General features: G+C 68.9%; 6 protein-coding genes. All 6 read right to left on the reverse strand.

Going from position 1 to position 25327, the window contains the following annotated elements; translation table 11 throughout:
- Position 1: 1 nt before the first annotated feature.
- Genes OG474_RS41445 through OG474_RS41470 form a run of 6 tightly spaced genes read right to left on the reverse strand, consistent with a single transcriptional unit; the run spans position 2 to position 25327 of the window.
- On the reverse strand, positions 2 to 7879 hold the full coding sequence (locus OG474_RS41445) for an amino acid adenylation domain-containing protein (protein WP_405059147.1): 7878 nt from the start codon (positions 7877 to 7879) through the stop codon (positions 2 to 4).
- The gene (locus OG474_RS41450) at positions 7876 to 9615 is read right to left on the reverse strand and encodes a condensation domain-containing protein (RefSeq protein WP_405059148.1); all 1740 of its coding nucleotides are present in this window, start codon (positions 9613 to 9615) and stop codon (positions 7876 to 7878) included. The genes OG474_RS41445 and OG474_RS41450 overlap by 4 nt, the downstream gene beginning before the upstream one ends.
- Entirely contained in the window at positions 9612 to 14678 is a 5067-nt protein-coding gene (locus tag OG474_RS41455; protein ID WP_405059149.1) for a condensation domain-containing protein, read from the reverse strand. Before OG474_RS41455 ends, OG474_RS41450 begins: the two co-directional genes overlap by 4 nt.
- Positions 14675 to 17929: a non-ribosomal peptide synthetase gene (locus tag OG474_RS41460; protein ID WP_405059150.1), complete on the reverse strand. Its 3255-nt coding sequence runs from the start codon at positions 17927 to 17929 to the stop codon at positions 14675 to 14677. The genes OG474_RS41455 and OG474_RS41460 overlap by 4 nt, the downstream gene beginning before the upstream one ends.
- Positions 17926 to 23694: an SDR family NAD(P)-dependent oxidoreductase gene (locus OG474_RS41465; RefSeq protein ID WP_405059151.1), complete on the reverse strand. Its 5769-nt coding sequence runs from the start codon at positions 23692 to 23694 to the stop codon at positions 17926 to 17928. Before OG474_RS41465 ends, OG474_RS41460 begins: the two co-directional genes overlap by 4 nt.
- Positions 23687 to 25327, reverse strand: a complete 1641-nt coding sequence (locus tag OG474_RS41470; protein ID WP_405059152.1) for a condensation domain-containing protein — start codon at positions 25325 to 25327, stop codon at positions 23687 to 23689. Before OG474_RS41470 ends, OG474_RS41465 begins: the two co-directional genes overlap by 8 nt.

Below are 25327 nucleotides of genomic sequence, written 5' to 3' on the forward strand. Positions count from 1 at the left end.
TTCAGGACACCTCCGGTTCGTTTCCAACGTGCTCCATTTCGGCGGCGAGCGCGGCAAGGGTCCGTTCGAACGCTCCGAACATGGTTTCGATCAAGTCCGGCGGGAACGCCGCGGGGACGTAGTCCCAGCTGCACTGCAGTCGCCCGCGGTCCTCGGCCACCTGGACGTCGAGCAGAACCTGAGGTGTTTGACTGATCCCGTATACCGGTGCCGCCGCCAAGATCACCGGCGGCCGGCGAACCATCCCCTCGGGGAGCAAGGTGCTGGTGAACACGACGGGCATCATGGCGCGGTTCCGTGCCGCCGGATGCCGCCGCAGCATCCGCTGTACCTCGACCCCGGTCACCAGCCTGTGCTCCAGGTCCTCCCAGATCTGCCTTTGGATCCGCCGAGCGTCGTCGAGGAACGACTGGCCGGCGTAGTCCACCTCCAGCAGCGTGGTGGCGGTGAAATCGCCGACCAGATCGTCGACGTCGGGATGCACCGGCAACCGGTTGAAGGTGGTCAGGTTGAGGGTGAAGCGCGGGACGCCGGTCCAGGTGGCGAGGGCCGAGCAGAACGCCGAGCAGAGCAGCCCGGTGGGAGTGATCCCGGCGTCGGCAGCACAGGTGCGCAGCAGTTGCCACGTTGGTTCCTGGAGTTCGGTGTTCAGCCGAGCGAAACTCGACCCGATCAGCTTCTCCGGAGAACTCAGAAGTGGCAGGTCCGGCGGCGGTGGCAGCTCGGACAGCCGTTCCTTCCAGTAGTGCCGGGCACGGTGAAAGGCCTTGGTCCGGCGCATCTGATCAGCCGCGATCACATAGTCACGGAAGGTGAGACCCAATGCCGGGAGATCAAGTGTCCGGTCGGCGTACATCATCAGCAGCTCGCTGGTCAGGATCTGCATGCTGCGGGCATCGACCATCATCAGGTCGAAACTCACGCAGAGCCGGGTGCGAGCCTCGTCGAGCAGCAGGCCGCGCAGCTCGAACAAGGGCCACTGCCCCAGATCGCGCAGCTGGTGGGACATTTCAGCGCGCACGGCCTCGCAGGCGACCAGCGCGCGGGACGGTTCGATCCCGCGCAGGTCGACAGCCGGGATACGCAACCGTGGCACATCCTGAAGCACCTGCTGGCGGCCGTCCGGTCGCACGATGGAGCGGAGTGCATCGTGCCGCCGGATCAGTTTTCCCAGTGCCGATTCGAGCAGGGACAGGTCAAGGTTGGTGACGTCCATTTCGTAGTAGCAGTGGGTGGCCACCCCGCCGAGAGCTTGACCGCTCTGCCGGCCGATCCAGTAGGCCTGCTGGACTTCCGTGAGCGGAAACGGTTCGTGCCGTTCACCCGGGTTGGAGCTAGCGGTGGGCAACGGCGGCGACGGCTCGCCGGTTCGCCGCTGCTCGGTGATCAGCTCTGCCAGCGCGGCGACGGTCGGCGACCGGAACACGTCCGGGAGCGTGATGTTCACGCCGAACGACTGCTGCAATCGGGTCAGCATCCGGATGGCGACGAGAGACGTGCCTCCCAGGGCGAAGAAGCCGTCCTGCGGTCGTACGCTCTCGACGGCCAGCAGCTCCTGCCACAGCTCGCAGAGCGAACTGATGAGCTGGTCCGGCACTACCTGGCTGACGGCCGGGCTGCCGAGCGGATCCGCATCGCGCGACGTCGCCGGATGCCGCGCCGCTAGCCGGCGTAGTGCGTCGGAATCCACCTTCCCATTCGCGGTGAGCGGCAACTGGTCCAGCGCAACCCATCCGGTCGGCACCATGTAGCTGGGCAGGATCTCAACCAGCCGTCGCCTGACCCCGTCCAGATCGACCTGCTGCCGGCCGTCCCGCAGCTCAGGGACGAGACATGCGACCAGTCGCCGCCCGCCGCCGGCCGCATCCACACTGATAACCGCGGCCGCGCGGACGCCGTTGATCCGGTTCAGGCCGGCCACGACCTCCTCGGTCTCGATCCGGAACCCGTTGATCTTCACCTGCCCGTCGATCCGCCCCAGGAACTCCAAATTCCCGTCCGGCAGGTACCGCGCCAGGTCGCCGGTGCGATATAGGCGCCGGCCGGTCTCCGGATGGATCACGAAACTCTTGTCGGTCAGCTCTTGGTCACGCCAGTACCCCTGGGCCAGGCCGACACCGCCGATGTAGAGGTCGCCGGCGACCCAGTCCGGCCGGTCCAGCAGCTCCCGGTCCAGGACGAAGAGGCTCTGATTGTCGATCGGCTTGCCGTACGGGATGCTGCGCCAGGATGGCTCGACTCGCTCGATCGGGTACCAGACCGACCAGATCGAGGCTTCCGTCGCCCCGCCGAGACTGACCAACTGCCCACCCGTCAGGGTCCGGATCCGCTCGGGCAGGGTGACCGGAATCCAGTCACCGCTGAGCATCACGAGCCGAACCGAGGCCAGCGCGTCCGGCTCCAGGGTCTCGACCTGGTCGGTGAGTAGTTCGGCCAGCGCCGGCACCGAGTTCCACACTGTGACCCGCTCGTCGCGGATCAGCTGTGCCCAGTGCCCGGGTTGCCTGCGCCGGTCGCGGTCAGGCAGGACGACGGCACCACCGGCGGAGAGGACACCGAACACGTCGTAGACGGACAGATCGAAGGCTGGCGACGACACCGCGAGAACGCGGTCGTCGGCGCCGACCTGGAACTGCCGGTTGACCCAGGCAACGGTGTTGGCCGCGCCCCGGTGGTCGATCATCACGCCCTTGGGTTCCCCGGTCGAACCCGACGTGAAGATCACGTACGCCAGATCTGCCGGCTGGGCACCCGCAGCCACCGGCTCGTCGTCCGGATACAGGCCGGTCTCGTCATCGACCGCGATGAATCGCACTCCGGCGAGCGGGGGAAGCTTGCCGAGCAGCGCAGCCTGGCTGAGGAGCACCGAGACCTCACCACGCTCGATCAGCAGGGCAAAGCGCTCAGCCGGCAGGTCGTGATCCAGCGGCAGGAACGCCGCTCCCGCTTCGAGCACACCGAGCGTGGCAACGACCTGCTGCCAGCCTTGGGCGGCGACGGCGACGAGCGTGTTGCGCCCGGCACCGAGCGCACGCACCGTATGGGCCACCCGGCGAGCCCGCGCCGTCAGCTCGGCGTACGTCATCCGCACGGGACCGGCGATCACTGCCACCCGGTCGGGATCACGCCGGGCCGCGTCGTTGACCGCCTCGTGCAGACACCAGCTCGGCAACGGGCCCGCAGTGTCGTTGGTGGTCGCGCGAACGCCGCAGACGTCCACCGGCAAAGGTGCCAGATACGGCTCGGACCATGCGCCCGGATCGGTGGCAAGACGCGCGATCAACGCCTGATAAGCGGCGAACATATCGTCCAGGACGGCCGGCGCGAACACCCCGTCGACCGAGTCCCAGTTGAAGATCAGCTCGCCCCGCAACTCCCCTACCTGATGGTCCAGTTGCACCTGAGGAGTCTGGCTGAGGCCGTACACCAGGTCGCCCAGGACCGTCGGCGTCGCGCCGGCCGTCTGCTCACCGAACGGCAGGTTCGACGTGAAGACCACCGGGCTGATCGACTGCGGCAGAAGACCTCTCGAAAGCGTCCACTCCCGGGCAACGGTCGCCGCGCTCACTGCCGCGTGGTCCAGGTCGGACCACAACCGGTGTTGCACCGCCCGGGCACGGTCGACGAACGGCGCGGGCGAGGAATGGTCCACCTCCAGCGCCGTGAGCGACGTGAAGTCCCCGACCACGTCGTTGATCTGCGGGTGGACCGGGTCGCGATTGAAGACCGTCAGCATCACCGTGTACCGCGGCTGCCGGGACCAACTGGTGATGACTTCGGTGAAGGCGCCGAGCAACACACCCGATGGTGTCAGGCCGGAGCCAGTGCCCCGCTCCTTCAGCGCCGACCACAGTGGTGCCGCCAGTCGGCCAGACCGCCGGACGAAGCGACGCTCGCCGACCACGGCACGCAGCGGCAACTCCGGGCCGCCCGGTAGTTCCGGCAACCGCCGACGCCAGTAGTCCAGCGCCACCGCCCGCCGGGCGGCGGTCGAATCGCCGCTCTGATGGACTACATAATCCCGGAAAGCAACCTCGAGCTCGGGAAAGTCGTCGCGGCTGCGGTAATAGCGGGTCGTGAGCTCATCCATGATCAGCAGGAAGCTGTAGGCATCACAGATGAGCGAATCGACGCTGATGTGCACCAGGACCCGAGCTGTTCCAGCGGGGGACGGCAGCAACGAGACCCGGACGTCGAACAGCGGCCAGGTGTACGGTCCGAGCAACTGGTGCGACATCTCGTCCCGCACCGCCCGCAACCTGCCCTGCTCCTCCTCCGCGGACAGTTGACGAAGGTCGTAGGTCGTCACCTCGTACGGCGGCACGTCGGCCAGCACCTGCTGGGTGCCATCCGGTCGCAGCACCGAGCGCAACATCTGGTGCCGCTGGATCAGCGCACGCAACGCCTCGCTGAACCGATCGAGGTCGAGATCGGTGACGGCCACCTCGAGGTAACTCTGGGTGGACACACCACCCAGATGAAGGTCTGTTCGCCGCCCGACGTAATAGGACGCCTGCACCTCGGTCAAGGCGAACGGCTCCAGCCACCGCGCCGGGTCCGGTCGCAGCGTGGCCACTTCCGGGTCCGGTTCGACGGGCAGCTGAAGCGCTTTCGCCGCCAGAGCGGCGACCGTCGGGGCCTCGAAGAGATCAGCGAGCCGGAGCTGCCTGCCGAGCCGGTCGGTGAGGAGACGGACGAGTCTGCTAGCCAGCAACGAGTGGCCGCCGACGAGGAAGAAGTCCTCGTCCCGGCCGACCTCCTCGACGCCGAGCACTTCGGCGAACGCCGTCGCGACAAGGCCTTCTGTATGTCCCCGGGGCGCGAGCACAGCAGCACCCGGACGGGGAACCCGCAGTGAGCGGCGATCGATCTTGCCACCGGCGGTCCGCGGCAGCGCGTCGACAGGAACGAGGATCGACGGCACGAGATAGGGCGGCAGCCGGCGGTGCAGGAAGGCGCGGATCTCATCCAGCCGGGCGGCGTCGAGCGGCTGCGATCCGGGCACCAGGTACCCGACCAGCGTCACCGAATCAGCTGGATCCGGCTGCGCGGTGACGGTCGCCGCGATCACCGCTGGATGTTTCAGCAACGCCTCCTCGACCTCACCCGGTTCGACCCGGTGACCACGGATCTGCACCTGGACGTCGCGTCTGCCCAGGTACTCGAGCCGGCCGTCGGTCCACTGGCGGGCCAGGTCACCACTGCGGAAGGACCGGCCACCTGGTGGTCCATACGGATCCGGCACGAACACCGCGGCCGTCTCCGCCGCCCGGTTGTGGTACCCGCGGCCGACGCCGCGGCCGCCGATGCGGATCTCACCGGGAACCAAGGCCGGAAGCCGGCGCGACCATTGGTCTCCGACCCACACCGAGACCCCGCCGATCGGCCGTCCGATCGGCACCCGGACCGGACCTGCGGGCAGCACTTCGGCCACGGTGGCATCGGCCGACACCTCGGACGAGCCGTACAGGTTGAGCAGCCGTGCCCCCGGCAGAGTCCGGTGGAATCTCGCGACCAGGTTCGCCCGGATCTCCTCGCCGCTGGTGCACCAGGTACGAAGCCCGCTCAGCCGTCTCCCGAGGTCGGGGACTCCGTCGAGCAGCATCGTGACCAGAGCCGGCACGACAACGATCCTCGACACCTGCACCAGGGCGAGCCGGTCCACCAGCTGCACCGGGTCCGCTGCCTCGGTCTCCGGGATGACGGCCAGCACCGCACCCGCGGCCAACGGCCCGAAGATCTCCCACATCGAGTCTCCGAACGTCAAGGACGTCCGGACCGCGCAGACCTCGCGGCGACCGACCGGATAGGTTCGCGCCATCCAGGTGATCCTGTTCGCCATTCCACCGTGCAGGCCGACGACTCCCTTGGGGCGTCCGGTGGAACCCGACGTGTAGATCAGGTACGCGGCCTGCTCCGGATGGACCGGGAGCCGCAGGTCGGCGCCGGAGCGCCCGACGATCCGCTGCTGATCGGTATCGAGCAGAACCGCGTCGCCTTCGTACCATGCGCCCGCCCCGAGCGACGACGTCGTGATCAGGGAGCGGATACCGGCATCGGCCACGAGCTCGGCCAGGCGGTCCTGCGGATGTCCGGGGTCGAGCGGAAGGTAGGCGGCGCCGGCTTTCAGCACTGCCAGCAGAGCCGTGACCGCGGCGGCCGATCTGGGCAAGCACACACCCACCCGGTCCTCGGGGCGCACGCCCAACGCCACCAGGTGCCGGGCCAGCTGGTTGGCGCGCGCGTTGAGGGCGCGGTACGACAGCTGCCGCTCGCCATCGACCAAGGCAATCGCATCCGGTGTCCGGGCAGCCTGTGCCTCGACCGGTCCGTGCATGGTGGCGGCCCCGGACAAGCCGACCAAGGTAGGCTCTCCGCCGCTGATCGGTGGCCCTGCGGTCCGGCCGGGCTCAGAGAGCAATGCCGAACAGGGCAGGTCCGGATCCGCAGCCGCCCGGGCGAGCGCCCGACGCAGGTAACCGCCCAGTTGCCGGATGGCGGGCCCGGTGAAAACCTCCGTGTCGTACTGGAAGGTCACCCGAGGCTGGGTTGACTGCTCGGTGACCGTGGCAACCAGGTCGAACAACGAGTACCCGAGATCGACGTCGTACGTCTCCGCAACCAGGCCAGGCAGGGCGATCTCGGGCGTCGTGGCGTGCGGTACGCACATCACCCGGAACGGCGCGGCCTGGCCGGTGAGCCGCTCCGCGCGCAGCATCCTCAGGAGCGTCTCGTACGGCAGTTCCTGATGTGCGTACGCAGCCAGGGCCTGCTCGCGAACGACCGCCCACAGCTGACGGAACGTTGGATCCGGGGGCAGCCGGAACCGCAGCGGCAGGACGTTGACGAAGCATCCCACGAGCCCCTCCAGCTCCGGTCGCGACCTCCCTGCCGCGATGGTCCCCACCACAAGGTCCGACTGTCCGGTCACCGAGCGCAGCACCGCAAGGAGGCCTGCCAGAATGAGCATGAACCACGAGCCACCTTCGGTGCGGCGCAGCGCCGCCAGGTCGGCGGAGAGGTCCGGGTCCAGGGTCAAGCGGTGATCGGCGCCGGTACGGCGATGCGGTCCACCGGCGTCGGTTCCGCGCGGAGCGTCTGCCGGGAGATCCATCCGCGGAAGATCCTGCGTCATCTCGTTCCAGAACCGTTCCAGCGTCTCCGTTTCCGGGCCGTCATGACGCGTCCGCTGCCAGCCGGCGTAGTCCTTGTAGTGCACCTTCAATGGCGGCGCGGACCATGCCCGCCCAGCCAGCAGGTCGCGGTAACAGCTGGTCAGCTCGCCGGCCAGCACGCCCTGGGACCAGCCGTCGGTAACTGCGTGATGGATGGCCAGCAGGACACAGTGATCTGCCGCGGAGAGGCGAAACACGACGACCCGCAGCAACGGCCCGCGGGCCAGGTCGAACACTCGGCTCGCGCTGTCCCTGGCCAGTCGACCGACCAGTTCGGGCACCCCGGGCTCGATGTCGAGCGCGAGCGCGGTGAGGTCGACCAGCGAGACCGGCACTCGCGGCCGCGGATCGACCAGCTGGACAAGTACCTCGCCGGTCAGCTCGAACGTGGTGCGTAAGGCCTCGTGCCGCTGGACGATCCGGACCAGCGCGGCCCGTAACGCGGGCAGGGCCAGGTGGCCACGGAGCCGGACGACCGTGGCGTCGATGTTCGCCCCGGGCTCGACGTCGCTGCCCAGCCACATTCGCTCCTGAGCAAGCGAGGCAGGCCACGGCCCGGGACCGTCCGCAGCCGGGATCTCGCCACCTCGGTCGAGTTTGTCCCGGACGAGCCGCTCGAGGCGAGCGCGCTGCTCGGGCGTGAGCCGCTCGAGCCGATCCACCAGGTTCGGCTCCAGATCCATGTCCGGCAGGAAATCGGTCATGCTCGCTCACTCATTGGCCTGCGATCGATGTCATGGCCCGTCGGAGGGACCGCGTCGACCGGCCGGCGGGACACCGTGCCGAGAGCGCTCTCCGCCTGCGATCGCGCCGTCCGCCGGTTCGCGTCGAGGTCAGTGCGCCACCGGGCGGCTATCCGGTCCCGAAGCGCGTCGAGACGGCACTGTGGGTCGGCGAGCACACACTCCAGGTACGCGACCAGCGCGTCCAGCCCGCTGTGCACCGTCGGGCTGTCAAGCTGCCGGCGGTCGTACCGCATCCGAAGAACGGGTTCGGCTCCCGGGGCAAACTCGACCACCAACGGGTAGCTCTCCTCCACCACGGTTGCCAGCTCTTCGATCCGCAGTCCGGCGATCTCGTCGCCCTCCCGCAGCCAGGCGGGGAAGTTCTCCACCACCACAAGCGTGTCGAACAGCCCAACGCCACCCGGCCGCCCGACCGCGCGCTCGATCGCGCCGAGCGTCAGGTGCTGATTTTCACGGAGGACGACCAGGTCCTGCTGGATCTCCCGAAGCCAGTCCACCGCCGAAGCGTCCGGTCGGACCACGACGCGCACCGGCAACGTATTCACGAACAGGCCCACGCACTCCATCGCGCCGGGCAGTTGCGGTGGGCGACCCGACACGGTCGAACCGAAGACCACGTCGTCGCGATCGACCTGGATGCCCAGCAGCAAGGCCCAGCCGCCGTGCACGATCGCACCCGGAGTCACACCGTGCTTCCTGGTGAACTCCACCAAACTCCGGATGAGCGGGCCGGACAGCCGACGCTCGGCCTGGGATCGTGGACCGGCTGGCGGCTCGGCACTCCGGCAGCCGACGGGGGCGACGTGGGTCGGGGACACGCCGCCCAGCAGACTCCGCCAGTACGTTTCGTCGACGCCGGGAAGGTCGGCCAGCCAGTCGAGGTAGTCCCGGTACGGCGGCCGGCTCCGGCACGTCGCCGGCATCCCCGTCTTCAGTTGCTGATAGCAATCGAAGACGTCGCCCAGAAGGAGCTGCTGCGACCAGCCGTCAAGTACCAGATGGTGATGGGTCAGCACACAACGGTGTGCGGCCGGCCCCTCCGCCACGAGAGTCAGCCGGATCAGCGGACCCCGCTCCAGGTCGAACCCAAGCCGGCGATCCGCCTCGGCCAGCCGCGCGAACGCCGCCTGCAGCTCGTCCAGCGCCAGCCCGCTGTGATCGACCACCTCGATCGGCATCCGGAGCCCCGGCGGGAACAGCTGACGAGGATGTTGTTGGCCGGACCAACGCAGAACGGTACGCAGCGCCGGGTTTGCCTGGAACACAAGCTGCCACGCGGCCGCGAACGCGGCCGCGTCCAGCTCTCCGACGAGGCGGCAGCATACCTGCACCAGATACGCGTCGGGCGAGTCGCGTTCGAGCGCGTGATACAGCATGCCATGCTGCAGCGGCGTCAGGGGATGGTCGGTGATCGGCTCCCGCTCCGGCTCGCGCTGCTTCGGGGGGAGGTCCCCGGCCGGGTCTTGCGGAACGGTCGCGATGACCTCGCGGATAGTACGAGCCGAGAAGAGGTCCTGGGCGGCGACATCCACCCCGGCGGCGCGGGCCCGCGCGACGATCACGATGGCATGGATCGAGTCCCCACCCAGGTCGAAGTAGTCGTCGTCGATCCCGACCGTGTCGACCTCGAGCACCTGCTGCCAGATCTCCACCAGGACGCGCTCGGCGTCGGTCAGCTTGTCGTGGTTCGTCACCGGATTCCTCCCGCGATCAGGTCGTCGAGACAGGGTCGCGCCGAGTCGTCGCCGATCGCCTCCAATGCCCGCAGGTACCCGTCCCCGATCAGTGACACCTGCGCGGAGCTGAACTCCTGAGGGTCGAAGTCGAGGAGCAGCCGTACCGACCTCGACCAGGCATCCACGTTGAAGTGGGATGTCAGCGGCAAGTAGGTCTGGTCCGGTGCGTGCAGGTCGAAGACCTCCAGCTCGGCGCCGCCGAGCAGTTGTTCGTAGAGATGGAAATGGGTATAGACGAACAACGTGTTGAACAGCCGCGCCGCACCGAATTGGCGTTGTGCCTCCACGAGCGGATAGCGCCGGAATGGAGTGACTCGCAGCTCCGCCCGATGGGCCAGCCGGACCAGATCGGCCCAGCTCCCCTCCCCTAGACTCAGCCGCAGCGGCACAGCATTGTTGAACAGGCCCACCACGCGATCACCTTCGGGATGTTCGAGGCGGCCGTTGGCCATCACCCCGGTGACGACCTCGTCCCGCCCCGTGAGCGCGCGCACCACCGACAGGTGAGCGGCGAGCAGGACATGCTTGAGACCGACCTCGAGCGTCGCCGCCAGCGCCCGCAGCCGGTCGGCTAGCGCGTCTTCGAGAGCGACGACGTGTCGATGCTGGGAAGCGTCGGTAGCGCCCGTCGGGTAGTCAGGCCATCGTGGCACGATGCTCGGCCGGGCTCCTGCCAGTTCCTCCTCCCAGAAGAGCCGGTGCCCCGCTGAGCGCGTGGCTGCACGCTCCGCCGCGACGAAACCCCGGTACTCCGACCGCGGCGGCGCGAGCGGCAGCACCCGTCCGCGGCCGGCGGCCGCGTAGTCGGACAGCACCTCGGCCACCAGGGTGGTATCCGACCAGCCGTCCAGCCCGAAGCTGCTCACCGTGAACCTGAACGAGGTTCCGGTGTCATGCGCGGTGAAACGCACCAACGGCCCGCTCATCGTGTCGAACCGACGACGGCTCTCTTCACGAAGCCAGCGCCGGACCGCGGCGTCTCTGGCCGGTTCGGAGACATCGCGCAGGTCAACCACCTCGAATGCAGCCGTCAGATCGGTGTGGACCAGCTGCATCGGCTCCTCGAAGGACACCAGATCGAACGACGAGCGCAGGTATGGATGACGACGAACGACCCGGCGCACGGCGGCCTCCAGCACTGCGCTATCCAGTCGTGCCCGGACACCGATGCTGGTGAGATACACCTCGTAGCCGGGGTCGCACTCCTGATGGAAGAGAAGCGCAAGCTGTCCCAGCGAGATCGGGTAGGCGTCGTCGAGGTCGGCGCTGCCGGCCAGTTGGGGACAGAGCGAGAACGCCGTACCTGGCTCCCCGCCCACACCACCCCGCTGGGTAAGCCGGCCAAGCCTCTCGGCGAGTGCTCGCACGGTCGGGTACCGGAGCAGGTCGACAAGGGTGAGCGGTAGACCGGCTTCCTGCGCCGCGGCCACCAGGCGCAGGGCCTGGATCGAATCGCCGCCGAGCACGAAGAAGTTCTGCTCGGCTCCGACCTCGGCGCGGCTCAGGCTTGCACACCACAACCGCTGCAGGACCTGCTCGGTGGCCGCGGTCGCGGTCGACCGCCGCGCCGGCGACTTCGTTCCGGCCGGTTTTTGTGGCGGCCGCCGGTACCGGGCGACCCGCGGTTCGATCTGGTCGAGTCGGCGGTCCGGGTGGTCCACGACAGCTGCCAGCAACCTGGTGAAATCACCGGTCAGCGCCTCGATCGTCGCCGCACTGAACAGATCGGTGCGATACTCCCAGACACCCACCAGCTCGTCGCCGATCTCGGCCATGCCGAGCGACAGGTCGAACATCGACCAGCGCCTCTCGATCGGCAGCACCTCCATCCGCAGCTCACCGAGGCGCAGCTGGCCGGGCACCCCCAGCGCCACTGCCCGGAACCCGTCGTCGTCGATGCCGTATTCACGCTGCAGAACGAAGGTCGTCCGCACCAGAGGCGCTGACCCGGCAACGGGAACCAATCCGAGATCGGCCACCATCGCGCGGTACGGGTAGCCGCTGTGCTCCATCCCGCCGAGCACGGACCCGGCAGTCTGCCCCAGGAACTCCGAGAACGACTCCTGACCGGCATGGCGAGAGCGGACAGGCAGCAGGTTGACGAGGTAGCCGACCGCATCGGCGAGGGCCGGCGACGGACGGTCTGCGATCGGTGCTCCGACCACGAGGTCGGAACTTCCGGTGACGCGGTGGAGGAGCAACTGGTAGCCGGCGAGCAGCCCGGTGTACAACGTGGCCCCGTGGGAGGCCGCGAACGTTCGCAATCGGTCCGTCAGCACGGGCGGGAGAGTGAACCGGTGGGTCGTACCGGCAAATCCGCGTACGGCCGGACGCTGGAAGTCGACCGGCAGGTCGAGTGCCGCCGGAACACCGGACAGCACGTGGTGCCAATAGCGGCGCGCACGGTCGTACCCGGACGACTGGGCCGCTCGGTGTTCCAGCTCGACCAGATCCGATTGCCCAGCGGTTGCCGGCAGCAAGCGGTCGCCGTTGTCATATCCCTGACCATGGCTGTACTCCGACGCCAAATCGCGCAGGAGCGTGACCAGCGACCAGAAATCGGCAACCAGATGGTGCGCGACTAGCAGCAGTACTCGTTCGTCGGGACCGCGCCGAAACACGATCAACCGCGCGGCCGGCTCGGCCGCCAGGTCGAACGGCCGCTCGGACTCCGCGCGCAGCTGCTCAGCGAACGCTTCGGATGGAGCCGCAGTGGCGTCGAGCCAGCGCAGAACCGGACTGGTTCCTCCGACCTGGCAGCGCGGTTCACCGCCAGGGGCCGCGAAGCGGGCGGACAGCGCTGGATGACGCCGCGCGACACGTTCCACGGCCTGATCGAGCCGGGCCTCCGAGACCGCACCGCGAAGCACTACAGCCCGGGCCAGGTGATACGCCGCGGCGTCCGGCGCGAGTTGCTGCTCGAACCATAAGGCGCGCTGTCCGTGCGTCAGCGGCAGCCAGCCCGCCTTCGCCGGCTGGACAGCTCTGGTCGGCGGCAGGTCCGGAGCACCGCTATCACGGAGCAGCGTGTCCATCACCTGCTCGGCCAACTCTCCGACCGTGTGCTCGCCGAGCAGCGTGGCCAAGCCTGGATCAATCTGGTACTGCCGGCAAAGCGCGTGTCGCAACTGCAAGGCGACAAGCGAGTTCACCCCGAGACCGGCCAGTGTCTGGGCCGGGCCTGCTGGTTCAGACCGCACATCCGCGGGTCCGCCGGACAAGGCATTCAGCAACGCCGCAGTCAGCCGGACTGCACCGCCTTCCCTGCTGAGTCGCCGCAACTCCTCGGCTGGCGGCAGGTCCAGTGGTTCGGCCATCCGCTCGCGCGGGACGCTTCGGTGGACCGGCAGCCTGCCGGTCAGGTAGGCATGCCGGCATTGCGACCGGCGCACCTTGCCACTGGTGGTCTTCGGCACCCCGTTCCTGCGCAACACAACCAGTGCGTGCAGCTCGACGCCGTGTTCTCGGAGAATCCGGTCGTAGACGGCCACGGCAATCTTCGCCACGGCCTCCGGCGAGGTGTAGGAGCGCAGTTCGCAGCAGAGCAGCACGAACTCGGTGCCATCCGTGTCGAGGCCGAAGGCAGCGGTGCTACCCGGTCGCAGGGCGTCATGAGCCCGCTCTGCGGTGAGCTCGAGGTCCTCGGCAGCGTGATTCTGTCCACGCAGGACGATCATGTCCTTGCGCCGTCCAGTGACGTACAACTCGTCCTCGACCACGCAGCCCAGATCCCCGGTGCGGAGGAAGCGCTGCTCGGGCAGGCCGGCGAGCTGCGCGCCGAACGTTGCCGCCTCGTCCGCCGGCGAGCCCCAGTAGCCCTGAGCGACAGCGGGCCCGGCGATCCAGATCTCCCCCACCGTATGGGCCGCACACTCGCGGCTGGTCTTCGGATCGACGATCCGGAGCTCGGTGTGCAGACCGGCAGAGCCGCAGCTCACCAGCGAGGTCGCCGACGCAGGCTCGGCGGGCACCGCCTGACCGGTGCGCAGCGCCGCCTGGTCGACAGACCGGATCCGCGGCGGCTCGTCCCGCGGCGGCCCGGTGACCAGCAGGGTGGCCTCCGCGAGCCCGTAGCAGGGGAAGTGGGCCAGTTCATCGAAGCCGTAGGACGAGAATTCCTCGGTGAACCGTCGCAGCGTTGCCGCCCGGATCGGTTCGGCGGAGTTGAACGCTACCCGCCAATCGCGCAGGTCCAGGCCGGCGCGTTCGTCCTCGGTGGTCTTGTCGGCACAGATGGCATAGGCGAAGTTCGGACCACCGCTGGTGTTGGCGCGGTAGCGCGAGATCGCTCGTAACCATCGGATCGGACGGTGCAGGAAGGCCTGCGGGGGCATCAATACCGACAACGAGCCGAGAAAGAGGGGCTGCATGATGTTCGCGACCAGACCCATGTCATGGAACATCGGCTGCCATCCAACGAAGGTGGAGGATTCGTCGTGGCCGCACGCTGTCGCGATCAGACGCTCGTTCGCGACGATGTTGTGGTGGTTCACCATCACGCCGCGGGGAGTGCGGGTCGATCCCGAGGTGTACTGCAGAAAGGCGAGGTCGTTGCCACCCGGGCGGGGATCCCGCCATACATTCGCCACGTCGTCCGGAATCGCGCACACGTCGATTCCACGGAGGTTGGCCAGCCCCGCCACGCCGATGTCGGCCGTGGCGGCGAGCACTGCCGCAGGCGAACAGTCGGCGCGGATGGCGGCCAGCCGCCCGCGGCTGCTGGAGACCTGCGGCGAGTCGGCGGGGACGGCGACCACGCCCGCGTACAGGCAGCCCAGAAAGGCCTCCACGTACGCCAGGCCGGAGGGGTAGGCGATCAGAACGCGCTGGCCGGCCAGGCGCTGCCGCTGTAGCTCGGCAGCGACCGCGCGAGCGCGCACGTCCAGCGTCGCGAAGCTCCACCGGCCGGTCTCGACCTCACCGTTCTCCAGGAAGACATAGGCCGGCCGGTCCGGCCTCGTGGCGGCATGGGCGCGGGCGATGTTTACGATAGTGCCGATGGACGGCTGCGGTCCGGTCACGGGTGCTCCTCGGCGGGTAGCTCGAGTTCGGCCAGGGCGCTGCGTAGCGCCGCCTGCTTCTGCTGGGCACGCAACGAATCCACGGTCGCTGCCAACGACCTGAGGTCCAGCGCCTGGTAGACCTGCCGGACCGTCGGATCGACCCGGAACATCTCCACGATCCGGGCATGCAGTTGGGTCACCAGCAAGGAGTCCGCGCCCAGGTCGAAGATGCTGTCCCGAACCCCGAGCGGCTCGACCGCCGAGTAGCCCAGCAACTCGGCGACAACGATCGCGAGGGCTCGCTCGGTGTCTGTCCGCGGGTGGTCGGAACCCCCATCTGATGGCGGGGGCACGCTTCGAGCCGCCAGCGCCTCCCGATCCACCTTGCCGTTCCGATTCAGTGGCAGGCGGTCGACGACGACGATCCGGGCCGGCACCAGGTACGCCGGCAACCGCTGGGCCAGCCGGCCGCGCAGTCCTGCCTCGTCGGGCGCGTCCGGCCGTGACTCGGGAACCACGTATCCGATCAGAGCGCGACGCTCGTTCGCCGTACGCACCACGACGGCCGCGCTGCGCACACCGGGCTCGCCGGACAGGGCAGCCTCGATCTCGCCGAGCTCGATGCGATACCCCCGCACCTTCACCTGGTTGTCGAACCGGCCCAGGTAGGACAACTCGCCGCCCGGCAGTACCTCGGCCCGGTCACCCGACCGGTAGCGGCGGGCGCCTGGCGTCGCGGCGTACCCATCGGGGAGGAAGCGTTCGGCGGTCAATCCCGGTCTTCCCAGGTAGCCGCGAGCGACGCCGGCCCCGCCTACGTGAATCTCGCCCTTGCCGCCCTCAGGCACTGGTTCCCCGTGCTGATTCAGGACAGCGAGAGACTGACCCGGGACAGCGCTCCCGATCGGACTCGCCGTCCGGTCGGCGTCCGCTGCATCCAGTAGCCGGACCGTGGTGTGCACAGTGGTCTCGGTGATTCCGTAGAGGTTCACCAGCGTCGGGCCGTGACCGTCGAACGCCGCGTACCAACGGCGCAGGCCGGCGACGTCGCACCGCTCACCGGCGAGCAGGACAGCACGGAGGGCGCCGGTGGTTCCCGATCGCTGGATGACAGGCGCGAGTTGACTGAACGCGCTCGGGGTCTGGCTCAGCACGGTGACCTGTTCGTCGATCAGGCACTGCCACAACTCGTCCGGAGCCCGGGCAGTCGATGCCGGTACCACGACCACACGGCCGCCCGAGCTGAGCGCCGCCCACAGCTCGAACACCGACACGTCGAATGCCGGCGAGTGGGTCATCGAGAACACCTGCGGTGCCGCCAGGAACGGGAGCGCCGACCGCGTGCCGGCGAGCAGTGCCGCCAGATTCGCAAGGGTGACCAGTACTCCCTTCGGGGCTCCGGTACTACCCGAGGTGTAGATGGCATAGGCGCCGTTGGCAGGGCTGATCTGGGCGCTGCTCCTGCCGCCTGCGCAAGGCGTCCTCTGGTCCGGTTCGTCGACGTCGAGCCGGTCGACGGGGACGTCGCGCAGTCCACGCCGGGTGACGACGACGCGCAGGCCAGCGGCGGCGCAGATCTGTGCCTGGCGCGCCGGCGGATCGGCCGGATCGATCGGTACGTAGACGGCTCCGGACCGCAGGATTCCGGCCGCCGCAATGACAAGTTCGGGCGAGGGGTCGACACAGAGGCCGACCAGGCTTTCCGGACCCACCTGCCGAGCCAGCAGAGCCGCCGCGAGCTGCCCGGATCTGGCGACGAGCGCACGGTAACTCACCTGCCTGCCGCAGTAGCTGAGTGCAATCGCGTCTGGGTGACGGACCGCAATGGCATCGAGTTGCTGATGCAGACAGGTAGGCGCTCCCGCCGAGGTGGCCGGCTTGTCGTCCGGGCGGTCGCGCGGTGTGGGTGGGGCGGCCGACAGCGAGTACGGCAACGGTTCGTCGGGCCGGGCCAGGCCCGCGGCGAGGAGGGCCTGTGTGTCGGTGAGGATGCGCCCGGCCGTCCGCGCGGAAAGCCGGGCCGGGTCGATCTCCAGGTCCAGGAGGATCCGGTCGCCCTGCTCGGTCGCGGTGACCGCAATGGCGAACTTCGGCGCCACCGGCACCGAAGGCCGCACCTCGGAGCGCAGACCATGAAGTCGCACCTGGGGCCCCGGCGTGTTCTGCAGCGCAAAGACCACATCGAACAAGGGGTTGTCGTTCGGGGACCGCTGCGGCCGGAGTGCTTCGATCACCCGCTCGATCGGTACGTCCTGGTCGTCCAGCGCCTGTTGCACCATCCGCTGGTTACGGCGCACGAGGTCGCCGAAGGCGGGCCGTCCGGACAACTCCACGCACAGCGGCAGTACCGTGGCGAACGCTCCTATCAACGGTTCCAGAGTGACCCAGTTCCGGCCCGCGACGGGCGTGCCGATCACGATCTGGTCCTGCCCGGACGCGCGGTGCAGCGCGTCACCGAAGGCGGTCAGCAGGATGGTGAACACGGTCGTGCGCAGGGCTCGCGCCGCCATTCGCGCGTCGGCCACCAGGGCGGCCGGCAGGCTTATCCGCATTGATTCCGCAGGCGCGGTCGGCGCATCTGCCGCCGGTCTGGCCAGCAGGTCGAGGCCTCGGGGAGCCGTCCAAAGCCGCCGTACCCAGCGCTCGACCCGCTCGTCGATATCCGGCTGAGCGGCGCGGCCCCGCTGCCAGCCGGCGAAGTCCGGGTACTGGACGGGCAGCTCGGGAAGATCGTCCGGCCGGCCGGCAACGAATGCTCGATAGAGCTCGGCCAGCTCGGTCAGCAGGATGCCCAGCGACCAGCCGTCGCTGGCGACATGGTGCCGGGTGATCAGCAGTGAGTGTCGCCGGGCAGCCGTCCTGACCAGCACCGTCCGCAGGACCGGGTCCACTGCCAGGTCGAACAGCCGGCGCGCCTCGGCGACCTCGACAGTACGCAGAGCACGCTGTCGCACGCCCTCCGGAACGCCGGTCAGATCGACCATCGGCAAGACGACCGCGGCTGGTGGATCGACGACCGGTTGCGGCCGTCCGCGGACGACGGCATACCGGGTGCGGAGCACCTCATGCCGTCGGAAGATCTCGTTCAACGCCAGTCGGAGGGCCCATACGCGCAGTTCGCCGGTGAGGTCGATCCGCAGAGGCAGGTTGTAGGCGGTGCGGTACGGGTTCAGCGCCGACTCCAGCCAGATCCGCTCCTGCGCGTACGACAGCTCCATCTGCCGAGCCGGCTGCACTGCGATGCCGCTGGTCGTCTCGACGGCATTCATCGCGCCTCCCCGGACCGGTCGAACGACGTACTGACACGCTCGAGCACCTCGGCCAGGCCGGCCAAGGTCGGGTGGTCGAAAACCTGGGAGACCGGGACCTCCACACCGAGATCCGCACGGAACTTCGCCAGCATTCGCAGCGCGAGCAACGAGTCCCCGCCGAGCTCGAAGAAGTCGTCGGTCGCGGCCGGGTCGTCAACGCCCAGGATGTCCGACCAGCAACGGGCCACGATGCGCTGGGCCGGGCTGGCGAACGAGGGTTCTACCGGATCGCCGGCCGGCCGGTGCCCGTTGCTCGGCGTCACGCTGAGCCGGCTCACGGCGGCGAGGTGTTCGGTGGTGCTGAAGCCGGCGTGGATGGCGAGCAGCTCATCGAGGTCCTGGGTGGAGATCACCACACGCGGTCCACGCTCCTGCGCAACCACGCGGGCGAAGACCTCCATGCCTTCGGCACGGGTGATCGCGCCAAGGAGGTCACCGCCCGGGTCCGTCACATGGCCGCCGGCCGATCCCCCCACCTGGTACCGTCGGCCGAGCCGTTGCTGCGCCGCCGCCCACATGCCGTCCTCGAGCCAGTCGGTCCAGGCCACAGCGGTGGTCAACCCTGGACGACGTCTCGACCGGTATGCCGCGAACGCATCGAGGAACTCGTTGGCGGCGATGTATCCGACCTCACCGAACTTCAGCTTGTGCAGGACCGTGCCGATGGAGGAACACAGCACGAAGTAGTCCAGTTGCCGGTCGCCGACGACCTCGTCCAGCACCAGCGCACCGCGGGTCTTGGCGGCCATCGCCTCGTCGGTGTCGGTCCGCCGCCGCCGCTGGATCATGCCCGCGGTGTCGATGACGCCCGCGGCATGCACGACGCCTGTCAACGGGCCGAATCGGCGCTCGGCCAGCGCTACCACCGCCCGCATCCGGGACAGGTCGGTGACATCCGCTGTCGCCACCATGATCTGCGTGCCCGCATCGCGCAGCCGGAGCAGCCGGCGGACCACGCGGCTGATCCGCTCGTCGCGGCCAGCGGACAGAGCTGATTCCCAGGCCTCCTCAGGCGGGAACGGCCGCCGTCCGGTGAGCACCAGCCGCGTCGGCGATCGGCCGAGCCGTTCCGCGATGCTCAGGCCTATTCCGCCCAGCCCACCACAGATCAGGTAGACACCGTCCGGATCGGCCCGGAACTCCGGCGCCTCGCGCAGCTCGTGGGCGGTGTACTGGACGGTGAAGCGGCGGCTGCCGCGGTAGGCGACCATGGTGGATTCGCGGGCGCCGAGCAACTCGTCCACGATCTGCAGGGCGGTCTCGGCAATCGGAGTCGCCGGGTCGAGGTCGGCGGCCGTACAGGAAATCCAGGGGTACTCTCTCGGAATCACCTTCACCGCTGCCGCTACCGTCGCCGCTTCAGGGTGGGCCAGGTCGGATCCGAGGACATCCTGCGCGCCGGCCGTCACCGCGACGATCCGGACCTGGTCCCGGCTGTCCACCTCGCCCAAGGCCTGAGCGACCTCGATCAAACTGTGCACACCATGCAGCCCGGCTTGGGCGACACTTTCCGAATCGGCTGCCGCGCCGCGGTTCAGCGCTTCCTCCCAGGCCCACAGATGCACGACCAAACGCACCGGCAGACCGCGCGCGGTCAGGTCCTGCACGATGTTGCGGTACTGACCACTGCTGGCCGGGTCAAGCACTTGCTCGGCCGCCCGGGTCACGGAACCAGACCCCGGAACTACCGCAACCACAGGAATCCCCACCACGGCCAGCCGCTCCGCCACCGCCCTGCCCAGCTCGCCACCGGCAAAGAGCAAGCAGCTGCCCACGTCCGGTGGCGTCGATTGCCGGACCGGAACGTCGTGGCGCCACCCCGGCTGGTACGCCCAGCTCGCGAGATCCAGACGCTTGGCCGGCCAGGTTCGGTCTGGCACGACCTGCGCGGCCGTCTGCTGGCCGGGCCGACCGGCTCGGCCAGGCTCCTGAGCCAGCACCAGCGCGGCATCCATCGGACCGATCGTCGGTACTACGACATCGGTTTCGGCGAATCCCTGGTCGGCCAGTACCGCCCGCCAGCCGTCGGCGCTCAGCAACGGACCGTGCCGTCGCCCGTCGGCGTAGTTCCACCAACCGTCCGCCAAACCCCAGATCAACGACTGCCAACGGTCTGCGGCGGTCGTCTCGACCAGGGCGAGCACGCCCCCGGGCGCGAGCAGGGAGCGCAGGTTGGCGAGACTGTTGGCGATACTGGGCGTGGCGTGCACAACATCCAGACCGCAGATGAGGTCATATCGGTGGCCGGCGAAGCCCTGTCTCGCCGGATCGCCGGTGATGTCGAACACCCTGGCCTGGACCCAGTCCAGGCCGCGCTGCTTCGCTGCTGGCCCAAGGCCGGACACAAAGGCGGCCGAGATGTCCGTCGCGTGGTAGACCATCCGGCCCGCTCCGAGCCGGCCGGCGAGCAGCTCGGTCATGCCGCCCTCACCCGCGCCGACCTCCAGCACCCGGATCGGCCGGCGCAGCTGGCCGGCGAGCCGTTCGAGCAGTTCCGCGACCAGACGCAGCAATCCGCCGACTGCGCGGTGCTCGGCGGTCCGTTCGGCGAGGTGCCGGGTCAGGAGCCCTGAGTCACCGTTCGGATAGAGCACCCGGATCGCTTCCCCCGGCTCGGCGAACGCCCGCGGATACCCGTCTGCACAATGCACCAGCAGCTCCACCAGGCCCGCGAACCGCGGATACTCGCCGGCGATCCTGGCCGCTGCGGATTCAATTTCGGCGCGATCGACCGGCGCCGCTGGATTCTCGAAGGTGATCTCACCGCCGCGCAGTGTGGCCAGCCCGTCCTGGTCAAGGAGGTGGAGAAGGAAGCCGAAGAACCGCTTGAACTGGGGCAACACCCCCACTAGGCGTTCCATATCAGCGATCAGATGATGACTGCCGGGGCTGCTGTCCACGCCGGTACGGGTCAGGCACCACAGCGCCAGATGGGAGCAGAACCCGTCCAGCGCGGCCCGTAGACCAGGCTGGTCGTCGATTCCGGTGGCCACCCGGTCATCGGTGCTCAGAACGGCCCGGAGGTCAGCGCTCACGTCGAGCAGCGCAGGCAGCGGTGCCGGGGCCGGCGGGGGGTCCACCCAGTACCTCTGCCGATCCAGCCGCTCGCTGGGCAACGGAACGCGACGCGGCGCCTGCGGATGATGGACAGTCGCCCAGTCCACCTCGCAGCCGGTCTCCCATAGCCGCGCGACCAGAGGAGTCAGCGACATCGGCACCGCGTTCGTCGCGGGGCCAGAGTCGGTCAGCGCGGGGCCGAGCCCCCCCAAGGCCCTGTGGTCCGGCCCGAAGTCGGGGTGTCTGCGTACCAGGCGATCCAGCCCGAGCGGGAGCCCCACCTCAACCACCGCAACCGGCCCAAGAGCAAGTGCCTGGCCGACACCGTCCGCGAACCTTACGGGCTGACGCAGCTGCTCCAGCCAGTAGTCAGGACAGCAGACCTCGTCCTCACTCACCCAATCGCCTGTGTGACCGGACAACCAGGGCTGCGTGGGCGCTGAGAAACGCACCGTCTCCAGCGCCTCACGGAACGGCGCAAGCACCGGCTCGACTGCCGCCGTATGAAAGGCGTGGCCCACAGGCAGTGGTCGCCAGGCAATATCCCGCGCGTCCAACCGGTTCCCCAACGCCTGCACCGCAGGGAAGGACCCGGCGACCACACACCGGTCCACAGCGTTGACCGCAACCAGCTCGGCTCCGCCGGACAGCAGCGGTTCCAGTTCCCGCTCGGCCAGACAGACCGCGATCATCCGCCCACTGGGTAGCCGTTGGCACAGTTCGGCGCGGAGCACGACCAAGCGCAGCGCATCGGTCAGCGGCAGCGCTCCGGCGATCGTAGCCGCGGCGTACTCCCCCAGGCTGTGGCCGATCACCGCAGTGGGCCTGACGCCCCAATCCATCAGAGTTCGAGCGAGCGCGTATCCGGCGGCGAAGACCGCTGGTTGACTAGCCGGTGGGGCGGCGCCCCGGCCGCCTGCCGATGAGCGCGACAGCGTCGCCATCAGATCGAACCCGAGACCTGTGAGCACTTCGGCACATGCCTCGAGGTGGCCGCGGAAGACCGGCTCGGTCATGGCGAGCTGCGCGGCCGGGTCCAGGCCGGCAGTGCCCTGGCCCGGGAACGCGAACACGACCTCGCGCCCTGGTACCGCCTGGTGGGGCTGGCTGAGCTGCTCGAGCAGAGTGGTCAACTCGGCGAGATCGCGACCGACGACTGCACGCCGATGGGACATCGCTCGGCGACCGGCCAGCGACGCGGCGACGTCGGCGAGATCCAGCTCCGGTTCGTCGCGCAGGCGACGGGCGAGACGCCGCGCCGCCATGGTCGTCTCCTCCGCCGTGCCGGCGGACAATACGAGCACCTGGTCAGCTCGCATCGTCCTGGCTCGCTGCAGCGGTTCAGGCGGTTGCCCGACGACGACGTGGGCGTTGGTGCCGCCAATCCCGAACGAGCTGACGCCGGCCCGCCGGGGCCGGCCGGCCCGCCAGTCGACGGTCTTGGTCGGCACGTAGAACGGTGACTTCGCAAAGTCAATTGCCGGATTCGGCCGACGGAAATGCAGATTGGCCGGAATCACGCCGTCCCGCACGGCGAGTGCGGCCTTGATCAGCCCGGTGACGCCCGCAGCGGCATCGAGGTGACCGATGTTGGTCTTCACCGAGCCGAGTGCGCAGAACTGGCGGCGATCAGTGCCATACCGGAATGCCTCGGTCAGCGCCTCCACTTCGATCGGGTCGCCGAGTGGAGTCCCGGTGCCGTGGGCCTCGATGAAACCGATGTCGTCGGCGACAACCTTGGCGGCTGCTTGTGCCGCGGCGATCACCTCCGCCTGCCCGGCGGCGCCGGGCGCGGTGTACCCGACCTTGTCCGCGCCGTCGTTGTTGACGGCCGAGCCGAGAATCAGCGCGTGGATGTGGTCACCGTCGCGCTGGGCATCGGAGAGCCGTTTCAGGAGCACAAGGCCGGCACCGCTGCCGCCGACCGTGCCGTCGGCGCCGGCATCGAAGGCGGCGCAACGGCCAGCCGGCGAGTATATGCCGTCCTCGGTGTGGACATATCCGCCACCATGCGGGATCTGGACGAAGACGCCGCCCGCCAGCGCCACATCACACTCGCGGGCCAGGAGACTGCGGCCGGCCAGGTGCACTGCGACCAGTGACGACGAGCACGCGGAGCCCACAGCGAGGCTCGGTCCGGTCAGCCCGAGTTTGTACGAGATGGTGGTCGCGGCCGAATCCTTGTCGTTGTGAATCAGCAGGTGGAGCCCGTCGCGTTGCTGTCTGGCGCGTCGCTGGTCCCGGTCACCGGCCATCAGGTTGCGGATCAGGTAGGCGCTGAGGCCGGTGGACAGGAAGACCCCTGCCGGGCAGCCGAGTCGGGTCGGGTCGTACCCGGCGAGGTCGAACGCCTCCCAAGCGAGCTCGAGGGCGATGCGATGCTGCGGGTCCATGACACTGGCCTGCTGCGGTGAATAGCCGAAGAATCTGGCGTCGAACAGTCCAGGATCGCCGAGCACGCCTTCCGCTCCGACGAACCGCGGATGCAGCACCTGCTCCGGCTCATGGCCGGCTGCCAGCAGATCGAGACCACGGAATCGGCTGATGGAGTCGATTCCGTGTCGAAGGTTGGACCACAGTCGCTCGACACCGTCGGCACCGGGGAATCGACCGGTCATCGCGATCAGCGCGATCGGCTCGGAAGCGCCAGGCGGGAGGTCAGCCATGACGCGACCTCGGTGTCGCTCGACGCCCAGACAGATACCGGGCCAGCGCGGCAACCGTCGGGTAGCGGAAGAGCTCGGCCACCGTCAGGTCCGATGCGACCTCATCGACCAGTTGGCGGTGCAGCCGCAGCATGGCGAGCGAGGTACCGCCGGCCTCGAAGAATCCCTCCCCCACGTCCACCTCCGGCACGCCGAGCACCGAGCACCAGCCCGCGGCGAGCCGGCGTTCCAGCTCGGTACGGGGCGGTGTACCGCGCCGAGCGTTGTCAGTCGTCCGCCCCACTCCGCCGGGAGATCCCCGATCGCCGGCCGCACCTCGCGCCACACCCGCCAGGTCGAGCGGCACCGCCGTGACTCCGACGTCAGGATCGCGACTGATCGCCGTCACGAGCGCAGTCAGGTCCGCGTTCCAGCTGGCCAGGTGCGCCCGCGAGCAGCGTCTTTCGTCGCTTTCCAGACCTACCGTCAGGCGGTCCGCCGACTCGGTCAGTGTCACCGTCAACTGGTGTTTGGCTGTTGCCGCGCCGACCTGCCTGGTCGCCACCTGCAACCGCGGCAGCGTCGGCGGTGCTGCATGCCGCTCATGGGTCAGCAGGACTTCGAACAGCGGGGTGCCCTCGGCCGGCCGCAGGTCGGCCGACCCGACGATGCGATGGAGCGGGGTCCAGCGGTGATCGAGTGCGTCCAGGACGGCGTCCCGCGTCGACCGCAGCACCGCCCGGAAAGCCGATTGCTGGTCGATCCGCACCCGAAGTGGCAGGACGTTGATCAGCAGGCCCACCACGTCGGCATACCTGGCGGTGTCACGGAGCGAAACCGCCACGCCGACGACGATCTCCCGCCGTCCGGTGTACCTGCTGATCAGGCACACGAGAGCCGCGGCGAAGGCCATGAAGGTCGTGGCCTTCTCTGCCGCGCACAGATCCGCCAGCCTTGTCAGGCCGGCGCGGTCATAGCTTGCTACGTGCCGTACCGCCGCCTCGGACCTGGACCTGTCGGTGGGCAACAAGCTGTGGTCGAGCGGGGTACCGCTCAGGCTGGACTGCCAGAACCGCAGGTCCTGCTCCGCCCAGCCATCCGGAGTCCAGGCGCGGGCGGCAAGCGATGCGTCGCTGCGCAGGCGCGGATCCCCTAGTAACCGCGAGCCCGAAACGGCCGCGGTGTAGCCGCGCTCCAGATCGCGGCACACCACCGCAAGAGAGTCGAAGTCAAAGCCGATGTGGTGTGCGTCGAAGGCGAGCACATGCCGAGCCGGCCCACAGCGCACCAGCACCCAGCGCACCGGCGGACCGCTGCGCAGGTCGAACGGCAAACCGGCCAGCCGGCGGAGCTGCCCGTCGATCTCCGCCGTCCGCCGGTCCTCCGGCAGCGCGGTCAAGTCCACCAGCCGGACCGTGGGAGGCTCGGCGGCGAAAACCTGCGACGGCTCGCCGTTCACATCGTCACCGAAGATCGCACGCATCGTCTCGTGACACCGGCCGATGTGAGCGATCGCGGCACGCAAGGCGATCGGGCTGAGCGGTCCGATGAGCTCGATCGCCGTACAACTGTTGTACGCGGGGTTGCTGGGCGCCAGCAGGTGCAGGAACCACAGCCCGGCCTGGCCGGGCGTGATCGGTGTCGCCACCGTCAT

Source organism: Kribbella sp. NBC_01505 (assembly GCF_045040285.1).
Lineage (GTDB): Bacteria > Actinomycetota > Actinomycetes > Propionibacteriales > Kribbellaceae > Kribbella.

What these genes read in the sequence shown, in the direction of transcription:
- OG474_RS41445 (WP_405059147.1), bottom strand. Translation starts at nt 7,879, where the DNA reads ATGACCGATTTCCTGCCGGACATGGATCTGGAGCCGAACCTGGTGGAT.
- OG474_RS41465 (WP_405059151.1), bottom strand. Translation starts at nt 23,694, where the DNA reads ATGGCTGACCTCCCGCCTGGCGCTTCCGAGCCGATCGCGCTGATCGCG.
- OG474_RS41460 (WP_405059150.1), bottom strand. Translation starts at nt 17,929, where the DNA reads ATGAATGCCGTCGAGACGACCAGCGGCATCGCAGTGCAGCCGGCTCGG.
- OG474_RS41470 (WP_405059152.1), bottom strand. Translation starts at nt 25,327, where the DNA reads ATGACGGTGGCGACACCGATCACGCCCGGCCAGGCCGGGCTGTGGTTC.